We start from the raw sequence: 17,418 nt of genomic DNA, 5'->3' as shown, positions 1-17,418 counted from the left end.
CCGCCTCAGGCGCGCTGGCGGAGAAACTCGGCGATGCGCCCGAGGTCGGCGCTATCGCCGCGCTCGCCCCAATACAGGGCAAGGAACTGGGCGGTCGCCTCCACCTTGTAGACATCCCCGGGGAGGCTGCGCAGGGCGTCCAGCAACTCATCGTCCGCGCACGGCTCGCGCCACTGGTTCAGCCACTGGCCCGGGGTATTCTGCCAATAGCACCAGGCCTCCCGGCCGCGTCGGCGCGGGCAGTGGAACTGCGCGCAGGACGTCGGCGGAGCGCTCTCCAGCCAATGCGGCCAATCCTGGCGCGCGAGCTGCATGGCCAGGCCGAGACGGCGCGCCTCGAGGCGCAGGGCCATCTTGCCGCGCTGCCTGTTGGACGGCATCAGCCAGGCCAGGGGACTGAGCATGACAGCCAGCAGCAGGATCACCAGCCAAGTGGTCATAAGGAACGGACACTCGAAAAACGGTTAAGGCATTTGCCTCGATCCGCGCGCGCAGGCAGGATCGGTCGCAGTCGCCAAGGGAGGCGCAGTTTACAGGCGAATGCGACCACGGCGGAGCAGCTTTTTGCCCAGCGCAACGGAACAGGTTCCACGCGCGGCGCGAAAGTCCATAATGAAAACACTATCCCCTTCTGGGAGGAGACGTTCATGCCCTATCAACACATTCTGGTCGCCGTCGACCTGACCGACGAATGCGACCCGGTGATGAAGCGTGCGGCGGCCCTGGCCACCAGCAACCAGGCCCGGCTCTCGGTGGTGCATGTGGTCGAGCCCATGGCCATGGCCTTCGGTGGGGACGTGCCGATGGACCTGTCGATGTTGCAGCAGCAGCAGTTCGACCAGGCCCGTGAACGCCTGGATGCCTTCGCCGTACGCTATCCGGACCTCGGCAGCGAGCAGCGCCACCTGGTCTACGGGCAACCGCGCCAGGAAATCCACCGCCTCGCCGCGGAACAGGCCTGCGACCTGATCGTGGTCGGCAGCCACGGTCGCCACGGCCTGGCGCTGCTGCTCGGTTCCACTGCCAACGACGTGCTGCACGGCGCGCCCTGCGACGTGCTCGCGGTGCACCTGAAGAAAGCCTGATCTCTCCCCGCTCGGCCGGGGCCTGCGCCTCAGCCGAGCGTTTCCTCGGCGCTCATCACCAGCGGGCGGATCTTCTGCAACTGGGTTTCCAGCGAATAGCTGATGCTCGACGACAGCGAGAAGAAGGTCAGGAACGCCTTCAGGTTGGAATCGCTGACACAGGTGTCGTGGATTCGCTGCCAGAACGCCTGGTTGACCAGTTGCAACTGCTGGAACAGCCGCACCAGCCCTTTCAGTTCCCAATCGGCATGCCGCCCCTCGCGGAAGTTGAAGTACTGGCGCATCAGGTACAGCGGCACCACCCGCAGCACGAACTCCTGGTTGCTGGCGAACGGCAGGTGCTGCATGGCCATCGGCCTCAGCGGCGCCAGCAGCGGACAGGCGCTGCTGGCCATGATCAAGCCGATCAGCGCGCGCAGTCCTTCCTCCAGGCCCGCCTGCTTGATGTACTCGCGCTCCGGCGTGCGCACGCAGATGCCGGCCTTGCGGAACGCCGGCAGGTTGCGGAAATCCTCGATCACCCCATGCAGGTCGACCGCCGCCGGACAATGGCTGTAGCGTTCGCGATCGAGCGGGCAGTTGCTGCAGCGATTGTGTTCCAGGCGCGTCCAGCGCGGCGCTGCGGCAGCCGCCTGCGGGTCGTAGTGCCGCTCCAGCTCGATGCGATAGTTGAGCTGATGCTGGTCGTCCAGCGTGATGCGGTACTCGATTGCCATGGACTGATCCTTTCTCGGGAGACGGCCGGCCCGTCAATGACGCCAGCCAGAGGGACCGACGGGGGACTGCACCCACCGCCGGCAAGGCCCGCAAGGATCATCGAGATGAGCCGCTATCACATTGATGCAGCTCACTTTTTCGAGATAGATCAGTCTTCCAGTTCGGCCCAGCGCTCGAGCAAGGCATCGAGTTCCTGCTGCAACGCGTCCAGCCGCGCCAGGGTTTCGCGCTGCTCGTCCTGCGGGCGCAGATAGAAATCCTGCTGCGCGATGGTTTCCTGGACACCCGCCAGCTCCGCCTCGACCGCGTCGATCTGCCCGGGCAAAGCCTCCAGCTCGCGCTGCAACTTGTAGCTGAGCTTTTTCTTCGCCGGCGCCTCGCTCGGCGCCGCAGCAGCCGGCGCGGGTTCGGCGGCGGGCGCCAGCGCGGTATTCAGCTCGGCCTTGCCGCTCTTCGACTCGCTTACGCCGAGCAGGCGCGGCGTGCCCCCTTGGCGCAGCCAGTCCTGGTAGCCACCGACGAATTCGCGAACCTTGCCCTCGCCCTCGAAGACCAGGGTGCTGGTCACCACGTTGTCGAGGAAGGCCCGATCGTGGCTGACCATCAGCACGGTGCCCTGGAAGCCGAGCAGGACTTCCTCCAGCAGTTCCAGGGTTTCCACGTCGAGGTCGTTGGTCGGTTCGTCGAGCACCAGCAGGTTGGCCGGCTTGCTGAACAGCTTGGCCAGCAACAGGCGCGCGCGCTCGCCGCCGGACAACGCCTTCACCGGGGTGCGGGCGCGCTGCGGACTGAACAGGAAGTCGCCGAGATAGCTGAGCACATGCCGGTTCTGGCCGTCGATGGTGATGAACTCGCGGCCTTCGGAGATATTGTCGATCACCGTCTGCTCGGGTTCGAGCTGATGGCGCAACTGGTCGAAGTAGGCCACTTCCAGCTTGGTGCCCACCTCGATCTTGCCCGAGGTCGGCAGCAGGTCGCCAAGCAGCAGCTTGAGCAAGGTGGTCTTGCCGGTACCGTTGGCGCCGAGCAGGCCGATACGGTCGCCGCGCTGCAGGACCATGGAGAAGTCGCGTACCAGCGGCTGGCCGCCGGGATGGGCGAAGCTGACGTGCTCCACCACGATCACCTGCTTGCCGGACTTGTCCGCGCTTTCCAGCTGGAAGCTGGCCTTGCCCTGGCGCTCGCGGCGCTCGGCGCGTTCGCGACGCATTTCCTTCAGTGCCCGAACCCGCCCTTCGTTGCGCGTGCGGCGGGCCTTGATGCCCTGGCGGATCCACACTTCTTCCTGGGCCAGGCGCTTGTCAAACAATGCGTTGGCAGCTTCTTCGGCGGCCAGTTGCTGTTCCTTGTGCACCAGGAAACTGGCGTAGTCGCCGTTCCAGTCGATCAGGTGGCCACGATCCAGCTCGAGGATGCGGGTCGCCAGGGATTGCAGGAAGGCGCGGTCGTGGGTAATGAACAGCACCGCGCCGTTGAAGCCCAGCAGCGCTTCCTCGAGCCAGGCGATGGCGCCGATGTCCAGGTGGTTGGTCGGTTCGTCGAGCAGCAGCAGGTCCGGCTCGGCGACCAGCGCCTGGGCCAGCAGCACGCGCCGACGCCAGCCGCCGGAGAGTTCGGCGAGGGTCTTGTCGGCCGGCAACTGCAGGCGGCTGAGGGTGCTGTCCACCAGTTGCTGCAGGCGCCAGCCATCGCGCGCCTCGAGTTCCTGCTGGACCCGCGAGAGGCGCGCCAGGTCATCGTCGGTATGGATGTTCAGGCTCAGGTGGTGGTACTCGGCGAGCAGCTTGCCGACTTCCGCCAGACCCTCGGCCACCACGTCGAACACTGTCCGTTCGTCGGCACGCGGCAGTTCCTGGGGCAATTCGCCGATCTTCAGCGCCGGTGCGCGCCAGACTTCGCCGTCGTCGGCCTGCTGTTCGCCCTTGACCACCTTGAACAGGCTGGACTTGCCGGTACCGTTGCGCCCGATCACGCAGACCCGCTCGCCACGGCCGATCTGCCACGACACCTTGTCCAGCAAGGGAGTGGTGCCAAAGGCAAGGGATACATCGGTGAACTTGAGCAGGGTCATGGGCGCCTCCGGAAACAGGGCGCGCATTTTACGCCGGATAGGCATCGGATGGCACGGCGCTTTCACCGCCATGCCGCAACGGCTAAGCTTAGGCGAGCCATCCGCCCGGCTTCGGGCGCGCCCCGCGACAGCGGTCGCGCGCCAGTCCCGCGAGCGGTCGAAACGCCCGTAGGCAGCCGTTGCGGACCTGCCGACGTTACCCGACATCACCTGCCCGGATAAGTCATGCGCGGTCGCCTGTTCACTCTCGTTTCCTGCCTTTTGCTCAGTATTTCCTCCGTCGACGCGGTCCACGCCGCTTCCCTGACCGAACAACGCCGTCTCTACGACCAGGCCAAGGCCGCCCTGGCCAAGGGCAACAGCGCGCCCTACATGGCCTCGCGCAGCGCCCTGCGCGATTACCCGCTGGAACCCTACCTGGCCTACGACGAACTGACCCACCGGCTGAAGTCCGCCAGCAACGAGGAGGTCGAGCGCTTCCTCACCGAACACGGCGACCTGCCGCAGATCGGCTGGCTGAAACTGCGCTGGCTGCGCCTGCTGGCCGACCGCGGCGACTGGAAGACCTTCGTCAACTACTACGATCCGAAGCTGAACTTCACCGAACTCGACTGCCTGTATGGCCAGTACCAGCTGGGCCACGGCCAGAAGGCCGAAGGCTACGCCACCAGCGAACGCCTGTGGCTGGTCGGCAAGTCGCAGCCGGCTGCCTGCGACACCCTGTTCGGCCTCTGGCAGGGCGAAGGCCAGCTCACCGAGGAAAAGGTCTGGAAACGCCTCAAGCTGGCCGCCGAAGCGCGCAACTACAGCCTCGCCTCGCACCTCGCGCAGCGCCTGCCGACCCTCGGCAACCAGGGCGCGCTGATGGTCAGCGTGGCGCAGAACCCCGCCCAGCTGAGCCAGACCGGCCGCTTCAGCCAGCGCGACCATGCCACCGCCGACGTGGTCGGTCTCGGCCTGCGCCGCCTGGCGCGGCAGGACCCGGAAAAGGCCCTTAGCCTGCTCGACTACTACAGCTCGGCGCTACCCTTCTCCAGCGACGAGAAGGTCGCCATCGCCCGCGAGATCGGTCTCAGCCTGGCCAAGCGCTTCGATCCGCGCGCACTGCCGCTGATGACCCAGTACGATCCCGGCCTGCGCGACAACACCGTCACCGAATGGCGCACCCGCCTGCTGCTGCGCCTGGGCCGCTGGGACGAAGCCTACGCGCTGACCCGCAAGCTGCCCCAGGATCTTGCCGCCACCAGCCGCTGGCGCTATTGGCAGGCACGCAGCCTGCAACTGGCGCAGCCGAACAGCAAGGAGCCGATCGCGCTGTACCAGAAGCTCGCCGGCGAGCGCGACTTCTACGGCTTCCTCGCCGCCGACCGCCTGAGCGTGCCGTACAAGCTCGGCAACCGTCCTGCGCACATCGACCCGCGCGTCCTGCAACGCGTACGCAACGCCGCCAGTACGCGCCGGGCCATGGAGTTCTTCAACCGTGGCGAAGTGATCAACGCCCGCCGCGAGTGGTACCACGCCGCGCGCCTGTTCGATCGCGACGAGCTGATCGCCCAGGCCAGGCTGGCCTACGACATGCAGTGGTATTTCCCGGCGATCCGCTCGATCAGCCAGGCGCAGTACTGGGACGACCTGGACATCCGCTTCCCGATGGCGCACCGCGCCACCCTGGTGCGCGAAGCGAAGAACCGCGGCCTGCACTCCAGTTGGATCTTCGCCATCACCCGGCAGGAAAGCGCGTTCATGTCCGATGCCCGTTCCGGAGTCGGCGCCACCGGGCTGATGCAGCTGATGCCCGGCACCGCCAAGGAGACCTCGCGCAAGTTCGGCATCCCGCTGGCCTCGACCCAGCAACTGATCGTGCCCGACGTCAACATCCGCCTCGGCGCCGCCTACCTGAGCCAGGTGCATAGCCAGTTCAACGGCAACCGGGTACTCGCCTCGGCCGCCTACAACGCCGGTCCGGGCCGCGTCCGCCAGTGGCTGAAAGATACCCGCCACCTGGCCTTCGACGTGTGGATCGAGACCATTCCGTTCGACGAGACTCGCCAGTACGTGCAGAACGTGCTGTCCTATGCGGTGATCTACGGGCAGAAGCTCAATGCGCCGCAGCCCATCGTCGACTGGCACGAACGCTACTTCGACGATTTCTGACCCCCAACCCGGCCCGGACGCCCGGGCCTTTCCAGTACCTTGAAAAGGACCTCAAGATGAACAAGCCCCTCGCCACCGCCCTGCTCGCCACCTCCAGCCTGCTGCTCGCCGACGGCGCCCTGGCCGCCGACGCCTGCGGTACGCCGCGCAACGCCTTCGACAGCGTGTACTGCCGCAGCGGCGAGTTTTCCCAGGCCGACCGCGAGCTGAACCAGCAGTTCGGCACCCTGCGCAAGCACCTGAACGACGGCCAGAAAGCCCTGCTGAAGAAGAGCCAGATCGCCTGGATCAAGGAGCGCGACGCGGCCTGCAGCGAAAGCAAGGACAACGGTTATTTCGTCAACCTCGACTGCGCCACCGAGAAGACCCGCCAGCGCCTCGACTTCCTCCGCGAACGCGAGCGCGAGTGCCTGAGCACCGGTTGCGTCGACGCCAAGCTCTGATCGCCGGCAATGGCCGCCCGCCGCAACGGCGGGCGACCGTTCCTCAGTCGAGGATTTCCACCGGCATCCCCACCTCCAGGCTGCCCTGCCCCAGCGCAATCAGGTTCTGCCCGAACAGCACCGCGCCATCCTTTTCCCGGTAGGTCTTCAGGGTCGTCAGCGGCTCGCGGTCCTCGTTGCGCTCGCCGGTCGCCGGATCCAGGGTGGTGAGGATGCAGCGGGAACAGGGCTTGGCCACGACGAACTCGACCGAGCCGATGCGGATGCGTTTCCAGCCGTCCTCGGCGAACGCGGCGCTGCCTTCCACCACCAGGTTGGGACGGAAGCGCAGCATCTCCAACGGCCGGCCGACCCGCTGGCTGAGGTCGTCGAGCGAAGCCTGGCCGATCAGCAGCAGCGGGAAACCGTCGGCGAAATGCACCTTCTGCCCCGGTTCGGCGTAGCCGGTATCGACCTGCCGCGCGCGCGCCTCGGGAATGTGCACCAGGCGCGTCGGGCGGCCGAGGAAGCGCGTCAGCCAGTCCGCTGCGGCGTCGCCGGCATCCGGCGCCTGCAAGGTATCGCGCCAGACCGTGACGCCACGCAGGTTGGCGTCGGCTGCCGGTACTTCGAGGCTCAGCTCGGACATCCCCGGCGCATTCAGCCGCAGGACCTCCGGCGCCGCCCAGCGCGCCTGGATACGCCCCAGCTGCGGCAGCAGGCGCTGGGTGAAGAAACGTCCGGTTTCGGTGTCCACCGCCATCCAGCGTCGGTCGCCGACCACGCCCAGCGCATCGAGCGCGACGCGCTCCAGGGACTCGGCGGCGGAAGACTTGATCGGATAGCGGTACAGCGCGGAGAGACGGAACATGGAACCAGCATCCTTGGTGGAAAGATGCTGTTATACGGTGTCGCGGGAAAGGCCGACAAGACACAGACGCCACTCCAGGCAGCGGATCAGTCGGCCCCGCCCTCAGTCCTCGCGCGGCGGCTCGCGCAACAACGGCGAGCCGGCCGGCAAGTGCACGCGCAGCGCGCCCGGGGAAACCGAGAAACGCAGCTTGCGTCCTTCCAGCGGCTCGCCGTCGAGATTGACGTCGAGACCTTCCGCCGCCTCCACTTCCAGCCATGGCACCCGCGCGCGGACGAACAGGCTTTCCACTCCGTTGCCACCGCCGAGCAGGGTGCCCAAGGTACCGACCATGTCCTGCGGCGTCGGCAGGATGCTCACGTCCAGCAGGCCGTCGTCCACTCGCGCTTGCGGACACAGTACGTGCCCGCCGCCGGCCTGGCGCCCGTTACCGATGCCCAGGGCGAGGAACTCGCCTTCCCACTGGAAGTCCGGGGCGCTGAAACGGCCCTGGGCGGCATGCACTTCGGAAAAACGGGTCAACCCGGTCAACAGGTAGGCGGCACCGCCGAGAACCTTCTTCAGGTCCTCCGAGGTATTCGCGGTGACCTTCGAACCGAAGCCGCCAGTGGCCATGTTGAGGAACAGCTTGCCGTCCACCTCGCCCAGGTCGATCGGCCGCGCAGTCTGGTCGAGCAGCGCCAGCGCCGCGGCCGGTTCCAGGGGAATCCCGGCGGCGCGGGCGAAATCGTTGGCGGTGCCCAGCGGCAGGATCGCCAGGCTCGCCTCGCCTCGCCCGCGCGCCAGCGCTTCGGCCACCTCGCGCAGCGTGCCGTCGCCACCGCCGGCGACCAGCGTCGCATAGCCGGCCGCCAGCGCCTCCTCGACGATGCGCCGGGCGTCGCCGTCCTCCCAGGTTACCCGCACCGCCAGCTCCCGCCCGGCCTCGCGCTGTGCCGCGACCGCGGCACGAACCTCTTCGTTGCCCGCCTGCTTGCCGTGCAGGACCAGCAGAACCTTGTCCTTGTCCATCGAACCGAACCCCTCGTCGTGGCCTTGTCTTTGCCTATTGACCGCGTATCCGGGACGGAAGTGCGGCGCCTGGTTCAGGCAGGGTAGCCGGTAATCTCGCGAATGCTGCGGTAGAGCGGGCGCAACTGGCGATACATGCGCAGGTAGACCTCGCCATAGAGCCGCTGGTAGATCTGCCGGGCTTCCGCCTGGGGCAGGAAAACCCGGCCGACGCGGGTCATCCCGGCCACCGCGCTGGCGACGTCCGGATAGAGGCCGAGCCCCACCGCGCAGTCGATCGCCGCACCCAGGCCGGACGCCTCGTAGACATGCGGGCGCTCGGCCGGCAGGCCGAAGATGTCGGCGGTGAGCTGCATCGCCGCGTCGCTCTGCGAGCCGCCGCCGGCCACGCGCAGGCGCACGATCGGCGTGCCCGAACGCTTCTCGATGCGCTCCTTGCCCTGGCGCAGGGCATAGGCCAGGCCCTCGAGGATGGCCCGGTAGATGTGCGCCCGGGTATGCACGTCGCCGAAACCGATCATCGCCCCCTTGGCCTCCAGTCCCGGTTCGCGGATTCCCGGCGACCAGTAGGGTTGCAGGGTCAGGCCCATCGAGCCGGGCGGCACGCCGTTGACCAGTTCGTCGAACAGTTGCTCCGGCTCGACCCCCTGCTCGCGCGCCTGCTGCATCTCGCGCAAGCCGAACTCGCGCTTGAACCAGCTGACCATCCAGTAGCCGCGATAGATCATCACCTCGGTATTGAAATGATCGGGAATCGCCGCCGGATAGGGTGGAATCAGCGGCACGGTTTCCAGGTAGCGGGCGCGAGTGGTGTTGATGGTCGCCGTGGTGCCGTAGGAGAGGCAGGCGATGGTGGGCTCCAGCGCACCTGCGCCGAGCACCTCGCAGGCCTTGTCGGCCCCCGCGGCGATCAACGGCAGGCCTTGCGGAATGCCGGTGTGCCGGCTGGCCTCGGCGCTGATCTCGCCGAGCCGCTCGCCCGGCTTGAACAGCTCCGGCAACTGCTCGCGGCGTACCGCCAGCGCCTGCCATTTCCAGTCGCGCGGCGCGGCCCAGCGCAGGCGCTTGTAGTCGAACGGCAGGTAGGCTACGCAGCACCCCACCGAATCGACGAAACGGCCGGTCAGGCGGTGGCTGAGAAAGCCGGAAAGCAGCAACACCTTGTCGGTCTTCGCGGCGATCTCCGGCTGCTCCTGGGCCACCCAGTTGACCTCGGCCTGGGCGCGGAAATGCTCCACCGCGCCCTCGGCGCCGACCAGCTTGAACAGCCAGCCCCAAGGCCCCCTGATGCGCTCGCGGACCTCCGCCCGGCGCTGGTCGAGCCAGAGGATCGCCGGACGCAACGGCCTGCCCTCGGCATCGACGTGGATCACCGTGCCACGCTGGGTGGTCAGCGACACCCCGCGGATGAGCCCGCGATCGATGTCCACCTGGTCCCAGAGCCGCCGACAGGCCTCGCCGAGCATCGCCCAGTAGTACTCGGGGTCCTGTTCGGCCCAGCCCGGATGCTTCGAGTAGTAGGCCTCCAGCTCCACCTTGCCCTTGCCCAGCAGGTTGCCCTGCAGGTCGAACAGCAGGGCGCGCACGCTCTGGGTGCCATTGTCGATCGCCAGCAGATAGTTCTTGTCGTTCATCTCGTTCTCGTCTCGGCTGGTCAGACGGGCAGGCTGTAGTGCCGGCGCCAGAGGTCCAGATAGGCCTGTTGCTCACGTTCCCAGCGCGGGTCGTCCCAGCCCAGGCGCGCTTGGCAGAGCGCGCGGATACGCGGCAGGTATGCCGCGCCGCCTCCGGGCAACAGCAGGCCGAGGCGGGTGCGGCGCAACAGCAGGTCATCGAGATGCAGCACCATTTCCGCCTCGGCGGCGAACGCCAATTCGGCCCAGAGCGTTTCGCTGGCACCCACGCAGTCCGTTCCGAGGGTGTCCACCAGCCGCTTGAGGCGGACCAGGTCGCGTCCGTAGCGACCGGCCAGGCGGCGTCGCTGGCCACTGCCGAGCCCGTCGATGAGCGGACCTTCGCAGGCGCCGAATACCGCCGCGCCATCGTCCGTGACCGTGCGCCCGAGCAGCGGCGCGCAGGCTTGTAGCACCTCCACCGCCAGCGGCCGGAAGGTGGTCAGCTTGCCGCCGGCCAGGGTCACGCAGCCCGGCTCGCGCCAGAGCACATGCTCGCGTTTCTCGTCGGAAGGCTTGCCGCTGTCGTCGCCGCTGCTGACCACCGGTCGCACGCCGGCCCAGGTCGACAGCACGTCGCGCGCCTCGATGGCGGCGGCGGGAAACTGCTGGGCGCAGGCCGCCAGCAGGTAGGCGAGTTCGGCGCGGCTGATCCGCGCGTCCTCCCCAAGGCCGTCGCGATGGTCGAGATCGGTGGTGCCGACCACCGTCGCGCCCTCCCAGGGGAACACGAACACCGGTCGCCGGTCCGTGGCGTGCATGAAGCTGAAGGCATGGGCCACCGGCAGGCGCCAGGCCGGCAGCAATAGATGGCTGCCGCGCAGCGGGCGGATGTGCTCGCTTCCGCCGGGCTGGCGCAACTCATCGGCCCAGGCCCCGGTGGCCACCGCCAGGGCGCGGCAGCGGAAGTCGAGAAGCTCGCCGCTCTCGCGGTCCTCGGCGCGCAGGCCGACCACCTGGCCGCCCTCGCGCAGCAATTCGCGCACACGCATGCCGTTGAATGCCTCGCCGCCGTCGTGACGCGCCTCGGCCAGCACCCGCAGCACCAGGCGCGCATCGTCGGTCACCGCATCGAAGAAACGCGTGCCGCCGAGCAGCCGTTGCTCCTTCAGGCCCGGCGCCAGGTAGCGCAACGCGGCGGCGTCGTAGAAACGGTGGTTGCGCCGCCCGGCAAGGGCGTCGTACACGCTCAGCAGGCCGCCGAATAGCCGCGGGCCGGGAAAGCCGCCGCGGTAGTGGGCCATCACGAAGCTCAACGGCTCCACCAGCCCAGGCGCCTCGCCGAGCAGGCGCTGGCGCTCGCGCACCGAGTCGCGGGTCAGCCGCCATTGGCCCTTGGCGATGTAGCGCAGGCCGCCATGGACCATCTTCGACGAGCGGCTCGAGGTGCCCCAGGCGAAGTCCCGCTGCTCCAGCAGCAGGCAGCGCCAGCCGCGCCGCGCGGCTTCGCGGAGGATGCCGGCACCGCTGATGCCGCCGCCGACCACGATCAGGTCCCACTCCTGCCCCGCCAGCGCCGGTAGGCGGCGGCGACGCCACTCCTCGTTCCAGGCTGAAGTCATTCCGCTCAGTCCTGCAGCAGGGTGCCGCGGTTGAGCCGCCCGGCCGGGTCGAAGTGACCGGCCATGGCACGCAGCGCGGCGACGCCCAGTTCGCCCTTCTCGCGGGGCAGGTAGGGTGCGTGGTCCTTGCCGACGCCATGCTGGTGGCTGATGGTGCCACGATTGTCGACGATCGCCTGGCTGGCCGCATGCTTGAGACGCTTCCAGCGCTGCAGCGTCGCCGCATAGCTCGCGGCCGGACGGAACACGTAGGTGGTATAGATGCTCGACCCCTCGCCATAGACATGCGAGAGGTGGGTGAACACATGGACTTTCTCGCCCTCGGCGGCCAGGCCGTCTCGCAGGCTGGCCTCGATCTTCTGCAGCAGGCCGTCGACGTTGCTCCAGTCGGTGGCGGTCTCCAGGGTGTCCACGGCGTAGCCCGCCTGCCACAGGGCCTCGCGCAGGTAGGGGAAGCGGAAGCGGTTCTGCGCCCACTTGCGCCCCAGCAGGGTGCCGGTGAAGACCCCGCCGAAGCGTTTCAGCAAGGCCTTCGCCTGGCTCAGCGACAATCCGTTCTGCCGACGGTTGCCGGTCACGCCGAAGGTCAGCATGCACTTGCCCTCGCCCGCGCCGCGCAGTGCCAGGTATTTCTCCAGCCAGGCGATCTGTCCGGGATGGCCGGCCAGGGCCAGCTGGGTCATGGTTTCCACGGCGTTGGACAGGCGCAGCATCGACAGCGGCACGCGCGCCTGGGCCAGCTCGCGGGTGGCTTGCAGAGCCTGCTGCCAGTTCGGCAGGAAGACGCTGTAGAAGCGCTCGTCCTCGGCCAGCGGCGAGACCCGCACCTTCACCGAGGAAATGATCCCGAAGCGTCCCTCAGAGCCCAGCACCAGTTCGCGCAGGTCCGGTCCCGCCGCGGATGCCGGGAAGGTAGCGATTTCAAGCGGCCCGGCGAAGGTCTCCAGGGTCCCGCCGGCGAAAAGTTGTTCGATCCGCCCGTAGCGCAGCGACTGCTGGCCACTGGAGCGGCTGGCGACCCAGCCACCGAGGGTCGACAACTCCCAGGACTGCGGGAAATGCCCGAGCGTGTAGCCCAGCGCACGCAACTGGCTCTCCACCTGCGGGCCGGCGGCGCCGGGGCCGAAGGTCGCGACCAGGCTCTCGCGGTCCAGATCGATCAGGCGGTTCATGCGCTCCAGCGAGACCGTCAGTACCGGCCGCCGCGAGGCTTGCGGATTGATATGGCCGGCCACGGAAGTACCGCCGCCATAGGGAATCAGTTGCAGGTCGCGGGAGTCGGCCAGGGCCAGCAACTCGCGGATCTGTTCGGCGGTTTCCGGATAGGCCACGGCGTCCGGGTAGACGCCGAAGTCGCCCTCGCGCATCGCCAGCCAGTCCGGCAGGCTCTGCCCGCGGGCATGCAGCAGCCGCTCACGGGGGTCGATGCTGTAGCGCGGATCGGCCTCCAGGCGCGACGCCGGGACCTTCGCCAGCGCCGCCTCCAGGCTGGCGTCCGGCAAGCGTGCGCCCTGCCCGACCAGTTCCGCCAGGAACCCACGGGCGCTGTCCGGCAATTCGACCACGGTGCTTTCTTCGCCCCAGCCATTCCAACGGCGCATGAACCTCTCCCCTCGCTTGTCGCGGCAACCTGTTTATCGGAACCTTTCTGGCTGCCTATACTAGCCAGCCGCTCTCGCCTGTCACTGTCGGATCGAGACACTCCCTGTGACCGATCAAGACAGCCGGCACGCACGCCGGACGGCCTGTTCCACCCGCCACGACAAGAACAACGACCATGCAGACCCTTGGCTCCACCTCGGTTCCGGCCCTGCTGAAATACCTGCGCCATGCCGAACGGCTCGGCCTGGACATCGCCCCTGCCCTGGCCGCCGCCGGCCTCCAGGCCGACCAGCTCAACGACAATCGCCAGCGCCTGCCGGGCGAAGCCCACGAGCGCCTGCTCGGCTATTTCTGCGAGCATTCCGGCGATCCCCTGTTCGGCCTGCATTCGGCGCGTTTCGTCCAGCCCGGCTCCTGGAGCGTGCTCGGCTACATCGCGATGAACTGCGCCACCCTGGGCGAGGCCATGAGCCGCATCACGCCCTACGAGAAGCTGGTCGGCGACATGGGCACCAGCCGCATCGAGGCGGCCGGCGGGCAGGTCCGGCTGATCTGGAACTGCCGCCACCAGACACCCCTGGTACGGCGCCACATGGTCGAGCACGTCCTGGCTTCCTGGGTCCTCTACGCGCGCTGGATCGCCGACCTGGAAGGTTCGCCGGACGAGGTCTGGCTGGAACACGACCTGCCGGACGGAACCCGCGTGGAAGACTACGAGACCTTCTTCGGCTGTCCGGTACGCTTCGCCCAACCCTGCTCGGCGCTGCTGGTACCGCTGGACTACCTGGCGCTGCCGCTGCGCCAGGCCGACGCGACGCTGCTGCGCACTCTGGAGGAACATGCCCTGGCGCTGATGGCCGAGCTGGACGATGACGAGCCGCTGCCGCTGCGGGTGAAGAACGCCCTGCGCCAGCTACTCAAGGACGGCCTGCCGCGCAAGGAACGGGTGGCGGAGAAGTTCGGCATGACCGTACGCACCCTGCAACGCCACCTGCAGCAAGCCGGCAGCAGCTACCAGCAGACCCTCGACGAACTGCGCCGCGAACTGGCCGAGCACTACCTGCTGCATAGCGAGCTGCCGATCCAGGACATCGCCCAGTACCTGGGCTTTACCGAGTCGCGCTCGTTCCATCGCAGTTTCAAGGGTTGGACCGGGCAGACGCCCGGCGAGTACCGGCAACGGCGCAAGGAGCCGGCGGCGCAATGAGAACGGCGGCCATCCGGCCGCCGTCGGCTCAATCGAGCAGTTCGCTCAGCGGAATGAACGCCACGCCCTCGCCCTCCACGAGGGTACGTCCCTCGCGGACCTCCACCAGCCCCTCGGCCCAGGAAGCGCTGCGCAGTACCCCGGAACTCTGGTTCGGATAGAGCACCGCGCGGCCCTGCTCCAGGCGACCACGCAGGTACTCGCGACGCTGCCCCGCCTTGGTCCAGGCAAAGCCGGCCGGTACCTCCACCCGCAGCGGCGCGACCTGCGCCACACCAAGCCGGCGCAGCAGGTAGGGACGCGCCAGCAGGGCGAAGGTGACCAGGGTCGAAGCCGGATTGCCCGGCAGGCCGATCACCGGGATGCCCTGGAACTGGCCGACGGTCAGCGGCTTGCCGGGTTTTATCGCCAGCTTCCAGAGGGTCAGCTCGCCGGCTTCGCGCAGCGCCATGCCAAGGAAGTCGGCCTCGCCCACCGATACGCCGCCGGTGGACAGGATCAGGTCCACCCCGGCCAACCCGGCCAGGCGCTCGCGAGTACGTGCCAGGTCGTCGGGAAGGATGCCGGCGTCGAGCACGTCGCAGCCCAGGCGTTGCAGCCAATCCTTGAGCAACGGACGGTTGCTGTTGTAGATCTGCCCGGCCTGCAGCGGCTGGCCCGCCTCGACCAGCTCGTCGCCGGTGGACAGCAGCGCCACCCGCGGCTTGCGTCGCACCTCCAGGGCCGCGTAGCCGAGCGAAGCCGCCAACCCCAGTTCGATGGAGCGCAGGCGCGTGCCGGCCGGCAGGACCAGGTCGCCCTGGCGGATTTCCTGGCCACGCGGGCGCACATGCTGGCCCGCGCGCAACGGCTGGGTGAAGCGCACGCGGCCATCGTCGAGCGCTTCGGCGTTTTCCTGCATCTCTACCAGATCGGCGCCTTCGGGCAGCGGCGCACCGGTGAAGATCCGCGCACAGGTACCCGCTTGCAGCGGCTCCGGCGCCTGTCCGGCAAAGATCTTCTGGCTGACCGGCAGTGGCTCGCCGTTCCAGTCGGCGAGGCGCAAGGCATAGCCGTCCATGGCGCTGTTCGGCCACGGCGGCAGGTCCAGGCCGGCCAGCAGGTCGACCGCCAGCACGCGGCCGCCAGCCTGCTCCAGGGGCACCTGCTCACACGTATCGATAGGCGTTTGCGCGGCCAGTTCGAGGAGCCGTTCCAGCGCCGTCTCGACCGGCATCAGCCCCGGATGCTCGCAGCAGCCGCTCACCCGCGGCTCTCGCAGGGCGCCGCCTGTTTCAGGTGCGGGACGAAGTTGCACGGGCGATGACGGGCGTCCAGTTGCTCGACGAGGATGCCTTCCCAGGCAGTGCGGCAGGCGTTGGTGGAGCCCGGCAGGCAGCAGACCAGGGTGCCGTTGGAAAGCCCGGCCAGGGCCCGCGACTGGATGGTGGAGGTACCGATGTCGGCCAGCGAAATCTGCCGGAACAGCTCGCCGAAGCCGTCCACCTGCTTGTCCAGCAGGCAGGCCACCGCTTCCGGGGTGCTGTCGCGGCCGGTGAAACCGGTGCCGCCGGTGATCAGCACGACCTGCACGCTATCCTCGGCGATCCAGGTCGCGACCTGTGCGCGGATCCGGTATAGGTCATCCTTCAGCAGCACGCGAGCGGCCAGGTTGTGCCCGGTCTCGGTCAGGCGGTCGACGAACAACTGGCCTGAAGTATCGGTTTCCAGGGTACGGGTATCGCTGACGGTCAGGACGGCGATGTTCAACGGCACGAATGCCGTTTCGGCCTTGTGGCTCATGGGGTTGGCCCTTGCTTGTGGACGTGATCGCGGTGTTATATCACAGGCCCGACACGGAGACCCCAGATGCCCGATAGCGCCCTGCCCCCCTGCTCCATCCTTCTCCTGGCGGGAGGCCGCGGCCAGCGCATGGGCGGTCGCGACAAGGGCCTGATCGAGTGGCAGGGCCTGCCCCTGATCGCCCACCTGCATCGCCTGGTGCGCCCGCTCACCGATGACCTGATCGTCTCCTGCAACCGCAACCAGGAACGCTATGCGGCCTATGCCGACCGCCTGGTGAGCGACGACAGCCGAGACTTCCCCGGCCCGCTCGCCGGCATCCGCGCCGGCCTGGCGGTGGCCCGGCATCCCTGGCTGCTGGTGCTGCCCTGCGACGCGCCGCGCATCGACCGCGCCTTGCTGGAAACCCTGCTGCAGGCCGCCGGCCGCACACCGGCGCGCCCCTGGATGCTGCGCTGCGGCGGCCAGTGGGAACCGCTGTTCAGCCTGATCCCGACGCACCTGGCCGAAGAGATAGAACACGCCTGGCGCCAGGGCGACCGTAGCCCACGCCACGTCCTGTTGCCGCTTGGCGCGGAGGCCATCGAGCTGGCCGCGGGCGATCCGCGGCTGGCCAACCTGAACACCCCCGAGCTGTTGGCTAATCACCGCGAACTGAAGTAAAACGGAAGGGACGTCGAGTCGAATTTTCTCGAAGGTGGGGGGAACACTCGTTTTTAGGGGGGAACTCTTCCTAGAACTCGTCTGTCAGAAACTCGTAACTTCAAAGTCTGACCGCACAGGAGAACTGCGCAATGATCAAGCGGATGCTACCCGCCCTCCTTCTCGCCGTAGGCCTCGGCGCCCTCGCGGGTTGTTCCAGCCCTACCGTGATCACCCTCAACGACGGACGTGAAATCCAGGCCGTAGACACCCCTTCCTATGACGAGGATTCCGGCTTCTACGAGTTCGAACAGCTCGACGGCAAGCGCGCCCGCGTGAACAAGGACCAGGTCCGCACCGTCAAGGAACTCTGATACCGTCGCGTAACAGGTTTTCCTGAAGACCCCGTCGACTCGAACGAGCGACGGGGTCTTTGCTTTTTCGCCCGGGGAAACCGGGGCTCGAAAAAAAATTCATCTAACCCCTTGTGTACCAAAACTTTTTCTGTAGAATGCGCCCCAACAAAACGGAGCGTAGCGCAGCTTGGTAGCGCGTCTCGTTCGGGACGAGAAGGTCGCTGGTTCGAATCCAGTCGCTCCGACCATATCCCGAAAAACCC

At 67.8% G+C, this 17,418-nt stretch carries 16 protein-coding genes and 1 tRNA gene; 7 read left to right on the top strand and 10 right to left on the bottom strand.

Annotated features, from left to right (window positions below; genetic code table 11):
• Positions 1–5: 5 nt before the first annotated feature.
• Entirely contained in the window at positions 6–440 is a 435-nt protein-coding gene (locus ACI766_RS09825; protein WP_003109487.1) for a hypothetical protein, read from the bottom strand.
• A 207-nt stretch (positions 441–647) separates the two neighbouring features.
• Here ACI766_RS09825 and ACI766_RS09820 point away from each other — a divergent pair, with 207 nt between their 5' ends.
• A complete protein-coding gene (locus ACI766_RS09820; RefSeq protein ID WP_003091210.1) occupies positions 648–1,085 on the top strand; it encodes a universal stress protein in 438 nt (145 codons plus the stop codon).
• 29 nt (positions 1,086–1,114) lie between these two features.
• On the opposite strand, the gene ACI766_RS09815 is transcribed toward ACI766_RS09820, so the two are convergent.
• On the bottom strand, positions 1,115–1,801 hold the full coding sequence (locus tag ACI766_RS09815) for a DUF6901 family protein (RefSeq protein WP_003091213.1): 687 nt from the start codon (positions 1,799–1,801) through the stop codon (positions 1,115–1,117).
• A 149-nt stretch (positions 1,802–1,950) separates the two neighbouring features.
• Complete coding sequence (locus ACI766_RS09810) at positions 1,951–3,873, bottom strand: ATP-binding cassette domain-containing protein (protein WP_003118098.1); 1,923 nt, start codon at positions 3,871–3,873, stop codon at positions 1,951–1,953.
• Positions 3,874–4,098: 225 nt separating this feature from the next.
• Here ACI766_RS09810 and slt point away from each other — a divergent pair, with 225 nt between their 5' ends.
• Positions 4,099–6,027: a lytic transglycosylase Slt gene (gene slt, locus ACI766_RS09805; RefSeq protein ID WP_016253193.1), complete on the top strand. Its 1,929-nt coding sequence runs from the start codon at positions 4,099–4,101 to the stop codon at positions 6,025–6,027.
• A gap of 56 nt (positions 6,028–6,083) precedes the next feature.
• Complete coding sequence (locus ACI766_RS09800; RefSeq protein ID WP_003118100.1) at positions 6,084–6,470, top strand: lysozyme inhibitor LprI family protein; 387 nt, start codon at positions 6,084–6,086, stop codon at positions 6,468–6,470.
• A gap of 43 nt (positions 6,471–6,513) precedes the next feature.
• On the opposite strand, the gene ACI766_RS09795 is transcribed toward ACI766_RS09800, so the two are convergent.
• The 5 genes from ACI766_RS09795 to ACI766_RS09775 all read right to left on the bottom strand — a co-directional run bounded on the left by ACI766_RS09795 (position 6,514) and on the right by ACI766_RS09775 (position 13,167).
• Positions 6,514–7,320: an MOSC domain-containing protein gene (locus tag ACI766_RS09795; protein ID WP_003113973.1), complete on the bottom strand. Its 807-nt coding sequence runs from the start codon at positions 7,318–7,320 to the stop codon at positions 6,514–6,516.
• A 102-nt stretch (positions 7,321–7,422) separates the two neighbouring features.
• Positions 7,423–8,331 (bottom strand): lipid kinase YegS, encoded by a 909-nt coding sequence (gene yegS / locus ACI766_RS09790; protein WP_019681480.1) that lies wholly within the window; start codon positions 8,329–8,331, stop codon positions 7,423–7,425.
• 74 nt (positions 8,332–8,405) lie between these two features.
• Complete coding sequence (locus ACI766_RS09785; RefSeq protein WP_003109491.1) at positions 8,406–9,965, bottom strand: FGGY-family carbohydrate kinase; 1,560 nt, start codon at positions 9,963–9,965, stop codon at positions 8,406–8,408.
• Positions 9,966–9,985: 20 nt separating this feature from the next.
• A complete protein-coding gene (locus tag ACI766_RS09780; RefSeq protein WP_004344729.1) occupies positions 9,986–11,566 on the bottom strand; it encodes a glycerol-3-phosphate dehydrogenase/oxidase in 1,581 nt (526 codons plus the stop codon).
• Positions 11,567–11,571: 5 nt separating this feature from the next.
• Positions 11,572–13,167 (bottom strand): FAD-binding oxidoreductase, encoded by a 1,596-nt coding sequence (locus tag ACI766_RS09775; RefSeq protein WP_023113187.1) that lies wholly within the window; start codon positions 13,165–13,167, stop codon positions 11,572–11,574.
• 176 nt (positions 13,168–13,343) lie between these two features.
• On the opposite strand from ACI766_RS09775, the gene ACI766_RS09770 reads away from it, so the two are divergent.
• Positions 13,344–14,375, top strand: a complete 1,032-nt coding sequence (locus ACI766_RS09770; protein WP_003116474.1) for an AraC family transcriptional regulator — start codon at positions 13,344–13,346, stop codon at positions 14,373–14,375.
• A 28-nt stretch (positions 14,376–14,403) separates the two neighbouring features.
• Here ACI766_RS09770 and glp read toward each other — a convergent pair whose 3' ends face one another.
• Together glp and moaB are read right to left on the bottom strand one after the other, a co-directional pair.
• Entirely contained in the window at positions 14,404–15,621 is a 1,218-nt protein-coding gene (glp, locus tag ACI766_RS09765) for a gephyrin-like molybdotransferase Glp (protein ID WP_003122464.1), read from the bottom strand.
• Positions 15,618–16,157: a molybdenum cofactor biosynthesis protein B gene (gene moaB / locus ACI766_RS09760; RefSeq protein ID WP_023113188.1), complete on the bottom strand. Its 540-nt coding sequence runs from the start codon at positions 16,155–16,157 to the stop codon at positions 15,618–15,620. The genes glp and moaB overlap by 4 nt, the downstream gene beginning before the upstream one ends.
• 66 nt (positions 16,158–16,223) lie before the next feature.
• Between moaB and mobA the strand changes: the two genes are divergently transcribed.
• The 3 genes from mobA (at position 16,224) to ACI766_RS09745 (ending at position 17,403) form a co-directional block, all read left to right on the top strand.
• Positions 16,224–16,820 (top strand): molybdenum cofactor guanylyltransferase MobA, encoded by a 597-nt coding sequence (gene mobA / locus ACI766_RS09755; RefSeq protein ID WP_003109495.1) that lies wholly within the window; start codon positions 16,224–16,226, stop codon positions 16,818–16,820.
• Positions 16,821–16,951: 131 nt separating this feature from the next.
• Positions 16,952–17,173: a YgdI/YgdR family lipoprotein gene (locus tag ACI766_RS09750; RefSeq protein WP_003091247.1), complete on the top strand. Its 222-nt coding sequence runs from the start codon at positions 16,952–16,954 to the stop codon at positions 17,171–17,173.
• Between the two features lie 153 nt (positions 17,174–17,326).
• A tRNA-Pro gene (locus ACI766_RS09745) sits at positions 17,327–17,403 on the top strand.
• Positions 17,404–17,418 lie beyond the last annotated feature (15 nt).

This window comes from Pseudomonas sp. DL (assembly GCF_047199225.1).
GTDB classification, from domain to species: domain Bacteria; phylum Pseudomonadota; class Gammaproteobacteria; order Pseudomonadales; family Pseudomonadaceae; genus Pseudomonas; species Pseudomonas aeruginosa.
This window is presented reverse-complemented; position numbering and strand designations above follow the sequence as displayed.

Bases quoted from the DNA above. Each gene is read 5' to 3' on its own strand.
- slt (WP_016253193.1), top strand. From the start codon at position 4,099: ATGCGCGGTCGCCTGTTCACTCTCGTTTCCTGCCTTTTGCTCAGTATT.
- ACI766_RS09815 (WP_003091213.1), bottom strand. From the start codon at position 1,801: ATGGCAATCGAGTACCGCATCACGCTGGACGACCAGCATCAGCTCAAC.
- ACI766_RS09800 (WP_003118100.1), top strand. From the start codon at position 6,084: ATGAACAAGCCCCTCGCCACCGCCCTGCTCGCCACCTCCAGCCTGCTG.
- ACI766_RS09750 (WP_003091247.1), top strand. From the start codon at position 16,952: ATGATCAAGCGGATGCTACCCGCCCTCCTTCTCGCCGTAGGCCTCGGC.
- ACI766_RS09820 (WP_003091210.1), top strand. From the start codon at position 648: ATGCCCTATCAACACATTCTGGTCGCCGTCGACCTGACCGACGAATGC.
- yegS (WP_019681480.1), bottom strand. From the start codon at position 8,331: ATGGACAAGGACAAGGTTCTGCTGGTCCTGCACGGCAAGCAGGCGGGC.
- mobA (WP_003109495.1), top strand. From the start codon at position 16,224: ATGCCCGATAGCGCCCTGCCCCCCTGCTCCATCCTTCTCCTGGCGGGA.
- moaB (WP_023113188.1), bottom strand. From the start codon at position 16,157: ATGAGCCACAAGGCCGAAACGGCATTCGTGCCGTTGAACATCGCCGTC.
- ACI766_RS09780 (WP_004344729.1), bottom strand. From the start codon at position 11,566: ATGACTTCAGCCTGGAACGAGGAGTGGCGTCGCCGCCGCCTACCGGCG.
- ACI766_RS09785 (WP_003109491.1), bottom strand. From the start codon at position 9,965: ATGAACGACAAGAACTATCTGCTGGCGATCGACAATGGCACCCAGAGC.
- ACI766_RS09825 (WP_003109487.1), bottom strand. From the start codon at position 440: ATGACCACTTGGCTGGTGATCCTGCTGCTGGCTGTCATGCTCAGTCCC.
- ACI766_RS09795 (WP_003113973.1), bottom strand. From the start codon at position 7,320: ATGTTCCGTCTCTCCGCGCTGTACCGCTATCCGATCAAGTCTTCCGCC.
- ACI766_RS09770 (WP_003116474.1), top strand. From the start codon at position 13,344: ATGCAGACCCTTGGCTCCACCTCGGTTCCGGCCCTGCTGAAATACCTG.
- ACI766_RS09775 (WP_023113187.1), bottom strand. From the start codon at position 13,167: ATGCGCCGTTGGAATGGCTGGGGCGAAGAAAGCACCGTGGTCGAATTG.
- ACI766_RS09810 (WP_003118098.1), bottom strand. From the start codon at position 3,873: ATGACCCTGCTCAAGTTCACCGATGTATCCCTTGCCTTTGGCACCACT.